Annotated in this window: 18 protein-coding genes and 3 pseudogenes; 9 read left to right on the top strand and 12 right to left on the bottom strand. The window is 58.0% G+C overall.

From position 1 onward, the window contains the following. Window positions 1-88: 88 nt before the first annotated feature. The 3 genes from GWG67_RS38040 to GWG67_RS38030 all read right to left on the bottom strand — a co-directional run bounded on the left by GWG67_RS38040 (window position 89) and on the right by GWG67_RS38030 (window position 1,635). Window positions 89-331, bottom strand: coding sequence for a hypothetical protein (locus GWG67_RS38040; protein WP_275174773.1), 243 nt, complete (start codon window positions 329-331; stop codon window positions 89-91). Between the two features lie 184 nt (window positions 332-515). Beyond that, a complete protein-coding gene (locus tag GWG67_RS38035) occupies window positions 516-1,226 on the bottom strand; it encodes an ion channel (protein ID WP_275174772.1) in 711 nt (236 codons plus the stop codon). A gap of 124 nt (window positions 1,227-1,350) precedes the next feature. Then, entirely contained in the window at window positions 1,351-1,635 is a 285-nt protein-coding gene (locus GWG67_RS38030; RefSeq protein ID WP_275174771.1) for a response regulator, read from the bottom strand. Between the two features lie 506 nt (window positions 1,636-2,141). On the opposite strand from GWG67_RS38030, the gene GWG67_RS38025 reads away from it, so the two are divergent. From GWG67_RS38025 to GWG67_RS38005, 5 genes and pseudogenes are all read left to right on the top strand, one after another. Further along, window positions 2,142-2,672 (top strand): hypothetical protein, encoded by a 531-nt coding sequence (locus tag GWG67_RS38025; protein ID WP_275174769.1) that lies wholly within the window; start codon window positions 2,142-2,144, stop codon window positions 2,670-2,672. Further along, window positions 2,609-3,148, top strand: coding sequence for a hypothetical protein (locus GWG67_RS38020; protein WP_275174768.1), 540 nt, complete (start codon window positions 2,609-2,611; stop codon window positions 3,146-3,148). Before GWG67_RS38025 ends, GWG67_RS38020 begins: the two co-directional genes overlap by 64 nt. Before the next feature lie 4 nt (window positions 3,149-3,152). Next, the gene (locus tag GWG67_RS38015; RefSeq protein ID WP_275174767.1) at window positions 3,153-3,626 is read left to right on the top strand and encodes a PH domain-containing protein; all 474 of its coding nucleotides are present in this window, start codon (window positions 3,153-3,155) and stop codon (window positions 3,624-3,626) included. Between the two features lie 9 nt (window positions 3,627-3,635). Beyond that, window positions 3,636-4,114, top strand: a pseudogene (locus tag GWG67_RS38010) (SOS response-associated peptidase family protein); the annotation flags it as partial. An 80-nt stretch (window positions 4,115-4,194) separates the two neighbouring features. Then, window positions 4,195-4,395: a hypothetical protein gene (locus GWG67_RS38005; protein ID WP_275174766.1), complete on the top strand. Its 201-nt coding sequence runs from the start codon at window positions 4,195-4,197 to the stop codon at window positions 4,393-4,395. A gap of 81 nt (window positions 4,396-4,476) precedes the next feature. Here GWG67_RS38005 and GWG67_RS38000 read toward each other — a convergent pair whose 3' ends face one another. Then, a complete protein-coding gene (locus GWG67_RS38000) occupies window positions 4,477-4,857 on the bottom strand; it encodes a hypothetical protein (protein ID WP_275174765.1) in 381 nt (126 codons plus the stop codon). A 383-nt stretch (window positions 4,858-5,240) separates the two neighbouring features. On the opposite strand from GWG67_RS38000, the gene lpxD reads away from it, so the two are divergent. Next, window positions 5,241-6,302 carry a UDP-3-O-(3-hydroxymyristoyl)glucosamine N-acyltransferase gene (gene lpxD, locus GWG67_RS39175; RefSeq protein ID WP_369335512.1) on the top strand — a complete coding sequence of 354 codons (1,062 nt, stop codon included), beginning with the start codon at window positions 5,241-5,243 and terminating at the stop codon, window positions 6,300-6,302. A 165-nt stretch (window positions 6,303-6,467) separates the two neighbouring features. On the opposite strand, the gene GWG67_RS37995 is transcribed toward lpxD, so the two are convergent. Together GWG67_RS37995 and GWG67_RS37990 are read right to left on the bottom strand one after the other, a co-directional pair. Continuing rightward, window positions 6,468-6,662, bottom strand: a complete 195-nt coding sequence (locus GWG67_RS37995) for a hypothetical protein (RefSeq protein WP_275174764.1) — start codon at window positions 6,660-6,662, stop codon at window positions 6,468-6,470. Between the two features lie 394 nt (window positions 6,663-7,056). After that, a complete protein-coding gene (locus GWG67_RS37990) occupies window positions 7,057-7,818 on the bottom strand; it encodes an outer membrane protein (RefSeq protein ID WP_275174763.1) in 762 nt (253 codons plus the stop codon). Between the two features lie 317 nt (window positions 7,819-8,135). Between GWG67_RS37990 and GWG67_RS37985 the strand changes: the two are divergent. Then, window positions 8,136-8,299, top strand: a pseudogene (locus tag GWG67_RS37985) (NYN domain-containing protein); the annotation flags it as partial. 155 nt (window positions 8,300-8,454) lie between these two features. Here the strand turns inward: GWG67_RS37985 and GWG67_RS37980 are convergent. From GWG67_RS37980 to GWG67_RS37970, 3 genes and pseudogenes are all read right to left on the bottom strand, one after another. Next, a pseudogene (locus GWG67_RS37980) lies at window positions 8,455-8,914 on the bottom strand (hypothetical protein). Window positions 8,915-9,150: 236 nt separating this feature from the next. After that, window positions 9,151-9,363 carry a hypothetical protein gene (locus tag GWG67_RS37975; RefSeq protein WP_275174762.1) on the bottom strand — a complete coding sequence of 71 codons (213 nt, stop codon included), beginning with the start codon at window positions 9,361-9,363 and terminating at the stop codon, window positions 9,151-9,153. Then, the gene (locus tag GWG67_RS37970; RefSeq protein WP_275174761.1) at window positions 9,360-9,587 is read right to left on the bottom strand and encodes a hypothetical protein; all 228 of its coding nucleotides are present in this window, start codon (window positions 9,585-9,587) and stop codon (window positions 9,360-9,362) included. The genes GWG67_RS37975 and GWG67_RS37970 overlap by 4 nt, the downstream gene beginning before the upstream one ends. Before the next feature lie 517 nt (window positions 9,588-10,104). Between GWG67_RS37970 and GWG67_RS37965 the strand changes: the two genes are divergently transcribed. Both GWG67_RS37965 and GWG67_RS37960 read left to right on the top strand, forming a co-directional pair. Beyond that, a complete protein-coding gene (locus GWG67_RS37965) occupies window positions 10,105-11,241 on the top strand; it encodes an AraC family transcriptional regulator ligand-binding domain-containing protein (RefSeq protein ID WP_342761084.1) in 1,137 nt (378 codons plus the stop codon). Window positions 11,242-11,893: 652 nt separating this feature from the next. Beyond that, a complete protein-coding gene (locus tag GWG67_RS37960) occupies window positions 11,894-12,415 on the top strand; it encodes an HdeA/HdeB family chaperone (protein ID WP_275174760.1) in 522 nt (173 codons plus the stop codon). A 1,419-nt stretch (window positions 12,416-13,834) separates the two neighbouring features. Here the strand turns inward: GWG67_RS37960 and GWG67_RS37955 are convergent. The 3 genes from GWG67_RS37955 to GWG67_RS37945 form a co-directional block, all read right to left on the bottom strand. After that, the gene (locus GWG67_RS37955; protein ID WP_275174759.1) at window positions 13,835-14,737 is read right to left on the bottom strand and encodes an alpha/beta fold hydrolase; all 903 of its coding nucleotides are present in this window, start codon (window positions 14,735-14,737) and stop codon (window positions 13,835-13,837) included. A 321-nt stretch (window positions 14,738-15,058) separates the two neighbouring features. Then, on the bottom strand, window positions 15,059-15,814 hold the full coding sequence (locus GWG67_RS37950) for a ThuA domain-containing protein (protein ID WP_275174757.1): 756 nt from the start codon (window positions 15,812-15,814) through the stop codon (window positions 15,059-15,061). Between the two features lie 285 nt (window positions 15,815-16,099). Next, window positions 16,100-16,344, bottom strand: a 245-nt coding sequence (locus GWG67_RS37945) for a GcrA cell cycle regulator (RefSeq protein WP_275172807.1), incomplete at its 5' end; no start/stop codon positions are given.

The raw sequence follows: 16,344 nt of genomic DNA, 5'->3' as shown, positions 1-16,344 counted from the left end.
CCTGACCCAACTCCTCATGCCGGCAACGACACTCCGGCCGCCTTCGTCGGAACAGGTGGCCGCCTTCGATCGGAATGCATGGTCGCGTTCAATCGGAATCCCTGGCCGCAATCCCCGGAATCCGCAGTACCGCAGCGCGGGCCACTGGACGCGCACCCAGCACCACACCGGGCCGAGCAACGCAACCCGCCGGGTAGGCAGTGTATTGGCAGTACACGACCGCATTGGCTGGGCCTGGATTCAGCGTGAGACCTGCAAGGCCCAAGAGGGCGCTAGCCGCAATCCCGCTAATAGTCGCTGACTGGATCGAAAGACGCTTCTTGGGATGCATGGTGCGGGTCTCCCTTTTGTGCCTGCACAACAGATACACGGATGCCGTCTCTGGTGCGGCTGCACGCAGCGTGTCCGCTAAAGGATCGGGGGCGTTGACACAGATCAACCATGCGTTCCCCTAGCGACGCGGGAACCCCACAGAGGCGAGTGCAGCGCACACGTGTCGGTGCAGCTCCTGCGGCTCAGGTGATAGGGGTGGGCTTACTCGCTGAGCCGGTACTGCCGAGCTCGAGGGTGACGAGCCTCGCGAGAAGCGTCGCCGGATAAAGCTGACCGATCACGCTCTCGATGTTGCAGAGACTTCGTGCCAACGGATGTACCGGAACGATGTCTCCATACCCAGTCGACGTAAGCGTGACAAAGCTCATGTAAAAAAGCGATGCGGCAACCGAATGGTCGTCCTCGAAAGCTATTCCCTTGATTGCGTCGGGAGCCGCCAGCCCTACAAACAGGAACAGCGTTGCAAAGGCCACCGCAATCAAAAGGTACAGAAGGATCGCTCCGATAATTCGGTGATATGTAACGAGACCTCGCCTGAAAACGGCCTGAAGCACGACAACGCCCAACGTGCAGGCGATGACCAGCCATGCGCCCGCCAAAATGTGAAGGTGGTACGGTACTGGGTAGTAAATGCGCAAGAAGAATACGGCGACGTTGAAAACGAGCGCGAGCGACATCAGAACGAGAGCAGTCGGATTGTTGGAGATGATCACCATGCTGACGATGATCGCTAGCAACAGGCCATCCGCAAACAGATGAAAGGCGGTAATGCCCATTGCTTGTAGCGGGGCGAAGACAAAAATCAGTAATGCCAGCACTGCCGTGAGCACCGAGAGCAGCCAGTCAATGCGTTCTCCGCGCAAACGGCGCAGCTCGCTTACGGGCGTCTTCATCGATGTTCCTAAGGCCTGGCGCTGACCGCAGCGCTGCACCTTTGTACAATTCCGGACGAAAGCTCAGTCTCGTTGACCTAGATCAAGGGAACGGGAGCAAGCCCAGGCGCGCTCAGTGAATGGGTTAGTGGCCTGCCGCAGCCTGTTTGAGCGGCTCGATTAGCTCGTGCGCTGAGAACGGCTTCGTTGGAAATGCGAGGCATCCGGACAGCAGTGCGGCCTCGCGAACGGAATCGGTCTCATTGCCGGTGATGAAAATGACGGGGACCAAAACGCCTCGTGCTTTGAGTTGATGTCGGAGATCGATCCCCGAGCGCAGGTTGAGATTGATATCCAAAATGATGCAGAGTGCGTTGGCGATCGGCGTGCTGCTCCAGCTCTTCGGCAGACGAGAAGAGGATCGGTTCATAGTCATGCTGTCGGAGGAGCCGCTGGACAGCCCTCAGCATTCCGGGATCGTCGTCATCGACTATGACTTGCCTACTGTGCACTCCGGGACCTACCGATCGCTTCCGGGGTGAAAGACGGGTAACAGCTCTCCGGAGCCGTGGCGTTTTAGTTGATATGCTGGCGATGCGGTCTGTTGCGCCGGTCGTCCCTGCGGACGGATCAACGGTCATTGTCGCCCTTGCAGCGCGGTTGTCCCGTGATGGCCGCCGACCGACGATGGTGCCCTCCGCAATCCCCTCGGCAAGGTACTACCGAGCTGCGAAGGAACTGCGGGGACAGCCCGACGCCGGTTATCGAGGGTATCTGCTGCGAGAACATCCCCGGTTGCAGTTACGCGAAAGCCACCGCGCGTGCTTTGCCGCTGCGCCCGATGCCGACCGAGTTCCGAGGGCAACGAAATGCCCAAAAACACACGCCTTGGTCTCGTCAAGCCGTTTCCGTCTACCTTTCGTGAAGGCGGTACGTATGATCTTCAAAAAGTTACGGTTCAGGGCACGACGTGGCCGCGTCAGCATAGCCATAATGACCTTTGCAATGATCGTTGCTGCGGTATGGGCTGTCGCGTACTTCCTACAAACCGCCCCGCCACGTCACATCGTGCTGGCTTCGGGACTGGAAGATCGCCTGCTCCACCGGTATGCGAAGCAATATATCGAGATCCTCGCTCGACCCGGGGTCACGGTAAAGGAACGAATTACCAACGGTCCCGGGGACAATCTACGGCTACTGCAAGATCCACAGTCGGGTGTTGACATCGGCTTCACGCAGGGCGGTATCGCAACTCTTCCGGAAGCCAAAAACGTAATCATGCTCGCGAGCCTCTACTACGTACCTATGTGGATTTTCCACCGCAGTACGGACGTGCTTACGCATGTTAACGAGCTGCGCAACACCGGGTTGCCGTTGGTGTTAGCGGTAGCGGCGCTCGTTCATTGGGGGAACACATATTCGCGCTTAACGGTCTCACGATCAACAATATTTCGATGCAGCCGCTGAGCAACAATGCCGCACTGCTCGCACTGCAGTCGGGCGCAGTCGACGCGGCTATCTTTGTCGATGGAGCGGAAAACCACGCCGTCTGGACAGCGCTTCACGATCCAACTTTGAAGCTGCTAAGTTACAGCAAGGCTGAAGCCTACCATCGACGGCTCAGTTTCATCAGCAAACTGACGTTGCCACCCGGCGTGGTCGACTTGGCGAACAACATTCCGGAGCGAGAAGTCGATCTTATTGGCACCAAAGCGATGCTTGCAGCCCGTGACGGTCCCCACCCCGCGCTGATCCGTGGCGGGACCCTTCGCAATTCCATTACAAACTTAGCCGTCCAATCACTCCGATCTCTTAGAGGAGGGTTGGTCCGGCTCTCGCTTGACAAGCTTCCAGCGCTGGTCGTTCGAAGGCTTGAGATAGATCAAGGCCTTGATCGGCTCGAATGGCGCAAATTGCTGCGGTGGCGGGTTAACTCAGGGTAGCCCTATGGCGCGGTATATCGACAAAATCATACAGCCCGGCGAAAGGTTGCTGTATTCGACCAACGAACACTGGATGTACTTTCTACCCGCAATCGCTGCGTGGATCGTGATGGTCGCATTTTTGGTGCTGTGGCGCTTCTTTACTGCCGAAGTGCTGGCGTTGGCCTGCTTGGCCTTAGCGGCGGGAGCCGGGCTTGCGGCTTTGTACTGGACGGCGACGGCTTGGTTCCACCGGTGGACCACCGAGACCGACGTAACCAACATGCGGGTTGTCCACAAGACCGGTTTCATCAAGCGGGAAACTTTTGAGATGAGCCTCGACAAAGTTGAGAGCGTTGATGTGAAGCAGAGCATTCTTGGCCGCCTTATGGACTACGGCGACCTCACCATTCAGGGTGTGGGCGAGGGCACGCGAACCATTACCACCATCACTTCGCCGCTCGCGTTTCGCAACGCCATCACGACGAGACCGGTGTAACAGTCGCCTTGGCTGAAGCCGGAGAACCGCTGCTTGGTGCCGTTCAACAGCTTCGCAGAATACGCGCCGGAGCCGAACCCGGAGACCAGGAAAAAGTACGTGGTCTGGTTCGCGCTCGACGAGGACAGGCCGCTCACCGCCTTTGTTGGCATCTGGACCACGTTCAACGGTGATCGCGGCACGAAGTCGAAGCCGCTACCCGGCCCGCATCACGTCTATGGTTTTCTCACGACTTCGCCGAACGCGGTGGTCGAGCCGTCCATCCGAAGGCGTTGCCGGTGATCCTGACCACCGACGAAGAGAGGGACGTTTGGATGCGCGCACCCTGGGATGAGGCCAAGGCATTGCAGCGCCCGCTGCCGAACGACACGCTCCGGATCGTGATGCGCGGGCCGACAAAGAGGACAAGGCGACGGATCAAGAGCAGACGCTACCCTCGAGAGCGCCCTCGATGCAGGGGCACCGGCAGCGCGAAACTGTGGGTATGATGACGTTTTTGAGGTAGCTCCCTTTGACCCTTGCCCCTCGAACTTGCACGGTGGATGGACCTTAAAGAGGGACCAGCCAAATGTCGGGAGATATGTTTGCTTATGGCCGCTTTGGGATTGCCGCCTTGCTCATTGCCGGTGGTGTAGCGGCCATCTTTTGGGGGGACCGATTATTCCTTCATGGGTCGGGGCTTTCAAAGGGAATAGATAAACTCGATTTAAAATCAGACTGGGGAAAGGTATCTTTTGCAGGGATGAGCGTGGGCGATGTTCCGAGATAGATCGCTGCGAAGACACTGGCGGGCTGGCTACTGAGATGGACCTGTTGCAAGGACGCACAAAACCGGCGGGAGCCGCCACGTTCAGTTCCCTGCCATTCCCGCATTTGTCCTTTTCTCACGCAATTCCAACCCGATGGCGAACGCGCGGTGTTCTGTCTTCATCTGATCATCGCGTGCGAGAGTTTGCGCATCAGACGGGGATACGGAGGCCGCCCTCTCGAGTCGTTTTCTCACAGTAGCGCTACAAAACCGAGTCGCGGCCACCGCAACATTCTGCAGGCTGATTGGTGAACTGCCCTTTGGCTCCATTAGTCGGGCGACTTCTTGGTAGAGGCATTCTTCTCTATCGGTGACTTCGGTCGCATCGATAATCGCGGTGGCCTGGATCGGGTCAAGCTGCGCGTCGGTTCTGCATGATGCGCAAAGGATTGCCACCACAATGAAGAGCAATGCTCGCGTCATTTTCATCTCAGAAACCGGAAAGCTCGATAATTACCAGCCTGTCCCGATTCAAAAAGGGCGATCGCCGAGCGGAAGGTTGATCTAAGTCAACTCCGATGTGTGCCTGGAGAAGAGTCGGCACGTTTCAAGGTGCTCGGGGGTCAAGGGCGGCGTGGTGGCGCCAGCAAAATTACCGCTATCAAGTGGCTTGTAACCGCTTTCTGAACGCGTTGCGGGCCCGTTAGCCAGTGCGAAGTGCTCAGCCGAAGATGCGTCTTGATCTGAATCAATTCTGCCGACGGCAGAGAGCAACATTGCTGTTGGGCCAAGGCATCTAGGGAACCGCTTTTCGCCGCGGCTGCGACTGACCACAAGAGACATGGGCCGGGACGGGCGGAGGAGGAATGCCAGCCGAAGTCGGTTTGCTGCAGGGGGACGTGATGCTCGAAACAGTGCTCGGCAGTGCAAGGTTCTTCCGGCGAACTGGTCCGCATCCACTCGCGCTCGTCGCTAGCACGGCGCGGGGTGTGGCAGACGAACGTGAATTATTGCTGGAAGGTTTGGCCCCTCTACAAGCGGCCGGACCGACTCAAGTGAGCTTTCTAGACAATCGCCGTTACGCTTCCGCCCTGGATCAAACCTCCGCCGGCGCGGTGCTCGTTCACCCTGATATGGTTTCACGAGTACCAGCGGCAACTGTGGCGATCCAAACGAGCGAACCGTATGCGGCTTGGGCCCGCGTTGCTGCGCTGTTCTACCCGGTGCCACCGCCTCGTCCTGGCGTTCACCCTTCGGCAATAATAGCGGATGGCGCTCAAATTGATCCTTCGACAGAAGTTGGACCCCTGTCTGTGATCGAAACCGGAGCGGAGATAGGGCCGGGTTGCCGGATCGGTCCTTGCGCAGTCATCGGAAGCGGGGTCACCATCGGGAGGGACTGCCGGATTGGCGCAAATGTGAGCCTTAGTTACGCGGTTTTGGGAGCACGCGTTTACGTGTATCCGGGTGCGCGGATTGGGCAGGAAGGATTCGGATTCGCCTCCACCAGCGACGGGTTTCTCTCGATCCCCCAGCTTGGGCGAGTTATTCTTGAAGATGATGTTGAAGTTGGTGCCAATTCGACGATTGATCGCGGATCATCGCGAGACACCGTAATTGGCGCTGGCTCCCGCCTCGATAACCTCGTGCAAATCGGTCACAATGTTAGTCTCGGCCGCTGTTGCGTCGTAGTTGCACAGGTGGGGATCTCGGGTTCAACTGTACTTGAAGATTTCGTCCGCGTTGGGGGGCAGGCTGCTATGGCAGGGCATCTTCGAATAGGCCGAGGTTCGGAAATCGGAGCGCAGGCGGGCGTCATTTCGGATCTAGCACCCGGTGCTAAGGTTCTCGGAAGCCCTGCCCAGTCGATAAAGACCTTCTTCCGACAGATTGCCACGCTTAAGAGGATCGCGGCGCGAGACCCGTGAACGCGAGTCTGCCTCAGTTGCAACAAGAGGCTCGGCTATTGATTCCCTTGGTATTCCAGCGTTCCTCGGCTCACCCAACGATCTCCTAGAACTCACAGCTTGGATCAGCCGACGATGGGGGTGCAAGGGCGCTTGGTCTCATCCGGGCGCCCTTGTGCTGTGGTCCTAAGCCCCGCGCCAGACGTGCAGCACGCCTTCGCGAAAGCCGCCGACGAACTGATCAGATACGTCCGGCGGCAGAATTTGGCTGAGATCATCAAACGACCCGCTCACCATGGTCGCAAGCTCGTGTGCCGACGCATGCTCTGCCCAGCGGCGACCCAACTCCAAACGTCGTTGCCGATCCGCCGTTGCGTCCATAGTCCTGGACTATCTCCGCGTCCGTGGCCCCGGCGAAGCGGATGCCGCGCCGGGGCCTGTACGTTCCCGCCAATCCTGGAAGCTTGGGGGCTGGAAAGAATCGGCAAGGCCACTGCAGACAAGCAGATCCGCAGTCTCTGGCTAGTGCACTTTGTGCCAATGGCCGGCCGGAAAGCGCTGTCGGGCTGACTGCGTAACAGGCTGAGCAAGGCCCTCCGAACAGCCCGGGCCGACGCGGGCGAGGAGATCGAGTCTGTCTCAAGAAGGCAAGTACGAACCCTCGTACTGCCAGCGTCCCGTTCTGCGGGCAGGACCGACTCGTGCAGACGCTGGCCCGCTTACATAGAAAGACCCCGGCGGTGCCGAGGCCTTAGTTTTCGAATGTTAGAAGAAATCAATAGCGAGCGGTCACCGGCGCACCGTACCCGCCGAAGCGATAGTTGACGCGCAGTGTGACCATATCGACGTCTTGGCTGATCCTGTTCAGCGCGCCAGCAACGACGGGGTTGGCTACCGAGAACGAGTTGTTCGCGTCACCCATGAACAGATGATCGTACTCGATGCCGGCTGACCAGTTCGGTGCGAAACCATACTCCCAGCCGACGCCTACAGTCCCGCCCCAGCGGGTTGAGCTCGCAGCTGCCAGTTCAGTTCCGGTGAGCGTGTCGAGGATGCTGAAGCGGTTGCTCGTCACTGCCGCGCCGCCTTTAACGTATAGCAAGGAAGCGTTCCAGGAATAGCCGATCTGGGCGGTGAACAGGCCAATGCCGTCCGTTTTTGTGCGGGTCGAGAACGCTGGGTTGATCAGACTGACGCGCTGGCTGCTGAGGTCCGCCCAGTCACCTTGAGCTTCCAGGCCGAACACCCACTGGCTTGCCTGCCAACGATACCCGACCTGACCGCCGATCAGGCCTCCAGAGCGCTCGCGACAGCCATCAGCGAAAACCACGCCGGCCGCGCCGACGAAATCCCAGCAATTGCGGCTTTGACCCCAGCCACCGTTCGCGCCGATGTAGAACCCGGTCCAGTCGTAGATCGGAGCGGCCAGCGCCGGCGGGGCCTTGGTGTACGGACGTGCCGCCATGTCGGCAGCGGAAGCTGGGGAGGCGAGCCCCAAAGCAAACAACGCAACGGTACCGAGCAGAAACTTCTTCATCAGAGTTCTCCATCCCCATGCGTCGGCGGTCGCCGACGCTGTCGCAAGTTGCAAGAGCATAATTATACGACTCGCTCCATGTCGTCCGTGTCCTGCCTGTCACACCGCAGCGCCAAAATGTGTGGGAGGGGGAACCCGATGCCCTCTACTAAGCTTAGGACTTAATTAACCTTCAGGCTCTTCCGCGGACTCGGATCTCCTTAGGCGGTACTGTCCTTCTTAATCGCCACAACCATTCATTATGGCCGCGGATAACTCCTCACTGCGCGTGGCCCCAGCGACCTTCATAATACACTGTCTGACTGCGTGTACCTGTTCGCACGTTGGTCCAAGCAGTGCAGCGGAGCGGGGTGCGCGTGACGGTCGTCTCCACACCTACGAGTCAACGCCCATGCTCGCACATGAGCTGCGGCGCCAAGCAGATGTCTTCACCGATCTCTTGGAACTGCGAAATAAGATTAGCTGCGATCCGTCAACTCGTCTGAGGCCGGGGTCTGCTGAACGATCTGCATCAGACGGGATCGCCTGACATTGCGGAACAATTCCGAACTCTGAGCTGGTTATTAGTTCGCGTGGTCTGGTGTCGCGTGTGTAGTACTTCGCGCGGAGCAAAGGAGTTGGGGCGCCCTTGGTGGACTACGACCGTAGGAAAACTGCGGCGTCCAAATAGCAGCGCGGAAACATGGCCTGCAACTGCGCCCCGCGGAGGAAAATTGTGTGAGGCGACAAACCGCCTCGTTCTGAGATCCAACTCCGAACTGGAGCCGGGTACATCGAATAGATCATTTGCGTGGCTTCTCGATTTGTAATATGGCGCCCGCCGTCGCCGAGGTCCCAGGCTGCATGAAAAGCGAGCCTTGCCCTCTCAGTAACGCAGATCCTATTTGATGGGATCTTTTGCTAATGCGATTGTACAGGCGGAGGCGCAGAGGCCATCGATAATCACAGTCTGGCCAGTCTCATTCAACTCATCATATCGATCAAGGTAACGTTGGATCAAGCCACCACGGTCATTGGCAATTCTCACCACTGCGTGGCTCTCGCCGGCGCATACAACCAAAAATGCTGAAGCGAGCAGCAGAGCAAGGGGTCTCATGATGTGCCTCCCCGACTGACATCAGATGCGCGAGAGCGTCTTCTCTGGCAGTAAATCCGGCATTCTCGTTTCCGGCTAACAGCAAGACTCCTCAACGAGTTTGCCTCACGCGCGGGAATGGAATTGATCTAAGTCAATAAACGTAAGTGCGACGTGAGTGTCCCAGGGAATGGGGCATGTGTAACCAGCTTCGAACGCGGCGAGCGGACCTGTCGAAGCCCGCCAGGAGACTCAACTTAGTCCCCTGTGGGGATACCTGGTGGGTTTTCGTCCGTTGGATATAAACCGGCCTTCACCGCTCGCTCCAGCTCAGTCGACAGCGTGTCGAAATGCTGCGCAATCTTCGCCAAAAGTTCTCGCTTCTGCGGCGATGTCGCCAGCGCGCTAATCAGCGCAGCTTCTGCTGCTTGCTTTCGCAGTGCTTCCAGATGATCCCGGTGATCATTCACAGCGGCTCGCCATCCGGCCGGCTCATGGCAAGCGCCTGCGCGACGAAATTGTCAAATATGGGCACCGCGTCCTCAATCTTTTGGCAGCAGCCGCTGTCGAGCGAAAGCTCTGCACTGAGGTCGAACAGCTCTAGCCAGAATAGTGGCACACCATGCAGATCAAGTTCCGGGCCTCGCAACATCCGGATTTCACACTTTGCGACCATGGCGACTGAAACGGACATACCTAGATCGTGTCCGGGATGCATGAGACCCGAACGTAAGTCTGCGCGATCTTCAGTTCCGTAAGTGCCCTTCCGGGCGTGCTGCCGGCGATCAAAATTCAGTCCTGGTGTCTTTTGGAGGCATTGACCAATCGCGAGCGTCGCTCGGGGATTAGCCTGAGCATTGAGGTGAGGGCGGCCAGACATAGCCATGATCAGCAGACGCGCGCTTGCTATAGGTCGCCAGAGTTTTGTTCTTTGAGGCCACAAATCCATTGCGGCGCAAAAGCTCTGCAAACGGACCGGTGCGCCTCTGTAAAGTAGCGAGTGGGATACCGGAGACGTCAACCTTAGATCGCTGCTCGCCCAGTGTTTGACCTAGGTCAAACATTGCGAACGAGATGACCTCAGGTATTTGGAAGAAATCGGAGCCCCCTCGACCTTTGAGTTCCCGCCAGAAAAGGAAAGCAGCGCTTGGCGTTCCGGAGATACGCAGTCGGGCAAAGCGTGAAAGGGCACTGCAGGGGGATGTTTCTATGTGGAAGTGCGGGGATCGCCCTATGATGGCTCGCCCAAAGATGTGGGCGTTGATGTCTTGAGCAGGGCAGGAGCGAGCTATAGGTCGGCGGGAAGCCTGAGTGCGATACCTAGCGCGACGGGCGGTATTGCTCGGCTGGCCTGCGCGCGGGTCGCTACCTCGGGCCAAGACACAGCTGCGCTAGTGTCCAAGGCGGGATTGACGCTGAACGACTTCCGCGACCCAGCAGTCCGGCTCGAGGTTGCGACCCAGATCAAGATTCTGGAATTGGCTGCTCAAGAATTGGAGGATGACATCTTGGGCTTCCGGCTCGCCCGGAGCTTTGATCTGCGTGAGATCGGCCTTGTCTACTACGTTATGGCTTCGTCGGAGAATGTCGCCGATGCGCTTCGTGCCGCGGAACGGTACAGCCGGATCATGAATGAGGGAGTCCGGCTGCGTTTCGACATGGAGAAGCATACTGCGACCGTTGCCCTCGAATATGTCGGTGTCGATCGAAGCGGCGAGCGGCAACAGATCGAACTCTGGATAGTTACGCTGGTGCGGATCTGCAGGCAGGTAACGGACGGCCGTGTGGTGCCGTCTCGGCTGCAGGTGAGGCATCTGCGAACCGGCATGCCCCCCGAATTTAGAACGTTCTTTGGCAGAGACGTCGAGTTCGGCGCTGACGGCGATGTGATCTCTTTTCCGGTGCAAGTGGCACTGCTCCCGCTGGTAGGCCGCGACGGCTATCTGCACGATTTGTTGCGATGCTACGCGGAGGAAGCGCTGATGCGGAATGCGCCGCATGGCGCGACGGTTCATTCAAGGGTCGAAAAGACGCTCACCACACTGCTGCCTCACGGTAGAGGCGTCGCGAAGGAAGTCGCGCGGCAGATAGGACTGAGTACCCGCACCTTGTCGCGCAAGCTTGGCGAAGAGAAGACGTCCTTCGCTGAAATTCTTGACCAGTTACGGGCGGCGCTCGCCAAGCGCTATCTCGAAGAGGAGCAGCTACCCGTGTCTGAAGTTGCGTGGCTGCTTGGTTATCGCGAACTGAGTTCCCTAACACACGCGTTCAAGCGATGGACCGGAATGACACCACGACAGTTCCGGTCAAGCTCTCAACGCGAGCTGAGTCGCAGCGAAAAGCCCTGATTGCCTTGATTAGTTCGACGAGCGGAGTACTTGCCCGGCGTGGAGCGGAGAAAGTGTGACGTCATGGCGCTCGGGTTTGCAGGCCGGCTCAAGTGCTATTCATAGTGTACTCAAGGACGATGCCCTTTGGTGCACTTGCGAGTTCCTCTACCCTGCTTCAGCTTGCAGTAGTTCACTTGGAAGAGGGGGAGATCATGTCTTGTCATGCCTCGATCCGACGGCACTTCCCGGACCCGTCAATCACGATCGAAGATACCCGCGAGAGGTCTCTGGCGCGAGAATCGCGGCCAGGTTCTATTTTGATCCTCGCAGGATTCCGAACCGAAGTTGAGACCCAATTAGTGATCGATCGACTCTTGAGTGAGTACTTTACGCCCGAATCGCGGCAGGCGTAAGCGCCACCTCACGGTCTCTTGCGTCAGTGTGCGCCATCCTTAAATTGACGTGACGAGCACTTCGTTGCCTTCGCGAGGACATACTTTGCTTGAGCCGGGATGGTTGGCAGGGACATTGCTTCGCCGCCGTTGATCTAGATCAACTAGGCAGTCGCCACAACGCCCGAATACAGTTGTGGTCACGGGATGTGTGATCACGATGTTGCTTGGTCTGGTATCCAATTGTTGCTCGGGAGGTCATCACAATGAGGTGCAGATTGCTTCTGCTTGCGCTGGTCTTAGTCTCCTCAGCTTTGGCCAGTGAGGCGCGCGCCACGACGGCCGATATTCGCAGCATCACCTGTGGCGAATATCTTGCCATGTCGGCTGCACCGTCGAGCAAGTTTTCGGCTTGGATGACCGGCTGGTTCAGTTATGAAAGTCGGAGGACGTTTGTAGATTTTGACCTGCATCGGGCAAATGTCACAAGCGTAAGAGGGTGGTGCCAATCCAACCCAAATGCCAGTGTGATGGCAGGGCTAGAAAAATCGATAGGCGTAAATGCGGTGCCTACTGCTACGCTGGATTTTAACAAGATCACTTGCGGAACTTGGTTGGCATACGGTTCAGCGGATCAAGATTTTGTAAGATACTTCATGAGCGGCTATTACAACGCAGCGGCAAGCAACAGTGTATTGGATTACGACCGCCTGCAGCGGAATTCCAGTGCGGTCGTCGCGTATTGTAAGAAAAACAAATCTCGCACTCTACCAACGGCCATTCAGAACAGAGCTACCTAGGTCGAACCAGTTTGCAACCGCTTGCAAGCAACGGATCGCGCCCTGCATTAGCGTAGCTCCTGCGTAACAGCGCAATTCATTTGAGTTTCGCTCAGTGTGGCATGTTGGGCTGGACTCGGCTCGTCAACTTGAGAGCTTGGCGAAGGTCGTCAAGGCAGAAGGCAAGGGCTGCGGGCCTAACAAAGGCGGTCGAACACCGTAGAAGGAGTGTTGTGCTGAGGGGCGCCTAGGCCCCGCGCCAGACGTGCAACACGCCTTCGCGAAAGCCGCCGACGAACTGATCAGAGACGTCCGGTGGCAGTATTTGGCTCAGTTCATCAAACGACCCGCTCACCATGGTCGCGAGCTCGTGTGCCGACGCATGCTCTGCCCAGCGGCGACCCAACTCCAAACCTCGTTGCCGATCCGCCGTTGCGTCCATAGTCCTGGACTATCTCCGCGTCCGTGGCCCCGGCGAAGCGGATGCCGCGCCGGGGCCTGTACATTCCCGCCAATCCTGGAAGCTTGGGGGCTGGAAAGACTCGGCAAGGCGCACCGTAGACAAAACAGATCTGCCGCCCGCGGCTACTGCACTTTGTGCCAATGGGCGAATGCGACCCGAGGGGCTGTCGGGCTGCCGGCAACATCGATCGAAGTCCCCAGGTGGCTCGACGAGCGCGTCGCCGCGAACGACCGCGGCGGCTCTCAGCCGCATTGCAATCGCTTGGCTCTTTCGGAGTACGAGCCCTTAGTCAGCCTGTTATGCAGAAACCGCACGCGTCGAAAATGAGACGGCTTCAGTCTGGATGACTGAGCCGGTGGGGCGTCTATGTACCTTGGGAGGAAGTTAGCACGGCGGTCCGTTGTGCGATCTTTGACTTCGATGACGACGATGGTTGCGGCTTGGTTGCCGTCGACAGCGTGGTCATCGGCCGGAACGACAAGCAAAATGATCATAGATTTCGCGGACGCGGCTTGCGTGATTTCAGTCATGAGGCCGAACCCTAGGCTTGGTTTGAAGAAGCAAAATCCGATCCTGTACCTCAGGACAATTGGCTCTATGGCCGAATTGAAGTTTTATTATCCCGTCAACGGCACCCCCAAACGCCGTGACCAACCAACCCAGCCCCCCAATGCCGCCCCAGTTTCCCAAACGCTGGGGCGGCAACCCGTTTTGGCCAGTTGGTCGGCTCTGTTGAGCCCGTATGTGCGTTCGTAGTTCAGGCTCCTTTTTGATTCTCTCAATTTCTGCCAATGGACTTCCGACTGTGGCAGAGTTTTGAAATTGATCTTGAGTTCGAAATCGCGAGCGCCCGGCGGCTCTATGCTGACGATGTCCGCTCGCGGGGAGCAAGGCAAACATTGCACCGCGAGGTCGCGACTTCTGTTTTTGACCAAAAGCGGCCATTGTTCGTTCGAGGGCACCCAGTCAACGAGAAATCAATGGTTGGACAGGAATTCCAACGTGAGCTTGTTGAACACGTCCGGATTCAATCGCTGCATGCCATGTGCTGCATTCGGTATCACCACCGTCGCAGGAAACTCCCGGCACTTCCGCATTTCGCGGTACATCAACTCAAACTTCTTTGGACTTTTGTCGGCCGTCATGAGCAGCACGGGGAAGTCAAACTTCTTGACGTCAGCACATGTGCTGATCGGGCGGTCTTTGTCCCCCAACGCCGAGTAAATATTTGCTAGAAACATTTCCTTCGTAGGTTCGGGAAACCTTAGCCAGGTGCCGGGGCCGCTCAACGTGTCGACGAAGATCTCCGCAGCTCTGGCTGTATCACCGGCTCTTAAGTTTTCCTTCAAGGTCCCGATCAGCTTTTTTGTGAAATCTCCGGCTTCTTTTGCCTCGGCGGTCTCGGACACCGGCATTTCGATGCTGCCATCCGGCAGCACCAGCGTTCGAATGACTTCGGGGTGCGATTTCGCAACCTCGACTGCAACCGCGCCACCGCGCGAGTGCCCAACGAGGTGCACTTTCCCGAGATTCAATTTGTTTATCAACGTAGCGATGTCCTGGGCGTGCTGCTCGATTGAGAAATCGGTGCCGCTGCCATCCCAGCGTTCTGGGTAAAAGTGCCTTAGGCTGACCGCAATCACTCGGTAAGCGACACTAAAGGCGCCGAATTGGGCATTCCAAATCCGATAATCGCTTGTAGAGCCGTGCACCAGCACGATGGGTGTACCCTCACCCGCTTCCCGGTAGGCCATGGGATAACCGCTGATGGCTTCCCATTTCAATTCCGATGGAATGGGCCAGTCGGGCTTGACCTCTTGTGCCCACAGTAGTGTGCTCGTGCAGGCGGCAAATAGAAATGGGACCACGATGCGGCGCATTGAACTTCCTCCTCAGGCAGGTCTCCGAGAGGACTGGTTTGCCGCCAGCATAGTTCTCCACAACGCGCATGGCAGCAAGCGATAACCGAGCGCGCGTATTTTTCTTGCCTCATGTGAGTCCGGTTGTGGCCCTAAGCCGAAGAGCAGTTCAGCCGCCGTGATGTCCGCTATCGCTGGTGAACCGGACGCCGAGCTGAACTTGGCTCGCCAGCCGCTTTTGACCCGGAACGGAAGTCGCAGACCAAGACCCTCCGAACCTCTGGCACGGACGCCACCCGACGAATCCGGCGGTGGCGCAAATGCGAAGTGCGGCGGCGTCTCCTAGGGCGACCTTCGCATAGACCAGAGGATAGCGTTCGTGAGGAGTCGCTGGTAGCGGCAATCCTGCCAAACTGACGGCTCGTGGCCCAGCGCCGAATAAAATACCCGTCCCTCGCCATAGAACCGGGTCCAGGTGAGAGGCCAGCCATAGAATCGCTGATGCACGCCGTTCTTGCCAAGGTCCACCGAGCTTGGGTCGAGGCGCAGGAGCACGCGTGATCCACGATAATCGAAGTCGCTGATTTGGTAGATCTCGTCCTCAACTTGCAACGAATTTCCGAGGAAAGCCACCAGGGGATCGCCAGGATCAACCACCTCGATCTTCACGGCCTGATGCCAAGGATGACCATTAAAGTAGCCGCCGACCAGATCGAGATAGTCCGGCCAAGTGTAGAATGTGTCCGTCGCAGAATGAACACCGAGGAACCCGCGGCCCGAGCGTACAAAGCTGAGAAGAGCTCTCTTTTGCGCGTCGCTCATCGGAAGTTCTCCGGTTGTGAAGAACATCACCGCCGCGTAGCGCTCGAGGTTTTCGGCAGAAAATTCGGACGTGTCTTCCGTTGCAGTGACTTCAAAGACACCCGAATTGCTTCCGAGCTGGGCCAGGATTACCTTGGAAAGCGGTATGACATCATGCCGATAGCCGGCGGAGTATGTGAAATAGAGGATGCGCTCTGGCGGACGCTCCGCATGCGCGCCGAGTGGTCGGATTGCCGCCGCGCCGCCGAGGAGCGCGATGAACTCACGTCGCCTCACAATCGCCTCCGCCAAAGCCAACCAACCATGTTTTGAAGAAGCCTAGCACAGATCAGCCCAGCAGCGGTCTTGGGGCATCGCCGTCCTATGCAACGCTGCTGGCCCATCAGCGAACTGGCGAACCGTCTCATTGAGGTCAGCTTCGTGGGTGGAAGCGGACTGGTTTTGCTCAGGCCGGGTTCTTCGCACCTTGACCCGAAGCAGACGAACTTGGGAAGGTGCACGACCCCCGAACTGCCGAGCCGAGCCGAATACTGAGCGCAGTGCAACGGCGCTCGCGGTGACCTAGCCGGTATTTTTGACCGCTTCAGCCAGTATCTCGTAAAGCTGCTGCTTGCTGAATTGCTTAGGCTGCTGCCTCTCCGCTGCGTTCCGCGACACCTTCTTTGCGACTGGAAGGGCGCAAGCTGCCGACGACGTCGCCCTCAGCTTCGGTGTCTGCCTTATCTTGGGCCTTGCCGTGAGCGACTTGTGACCGCGCTTCAGGCCCTGACGGGTCAGCATGCCGCAGACCGCGTTACGACTGCACC

The sequence above is a fragment of the Bradyrhizobium sp. CSS354 genome (assembly GCF_029051725.1).
In the GTDB taxonomy this organism is placed as follows: domain Bacteria; phylum Pseudomonadota; class Alphaproteobacteria; order Rhizobiales; family Xanthobacteraceae; genus Bradyrhizobium.
Note: the sequence above shows the minus strand (reverse complement) of the source record. Positions and strands in the feature narration are given on the sequence as shown.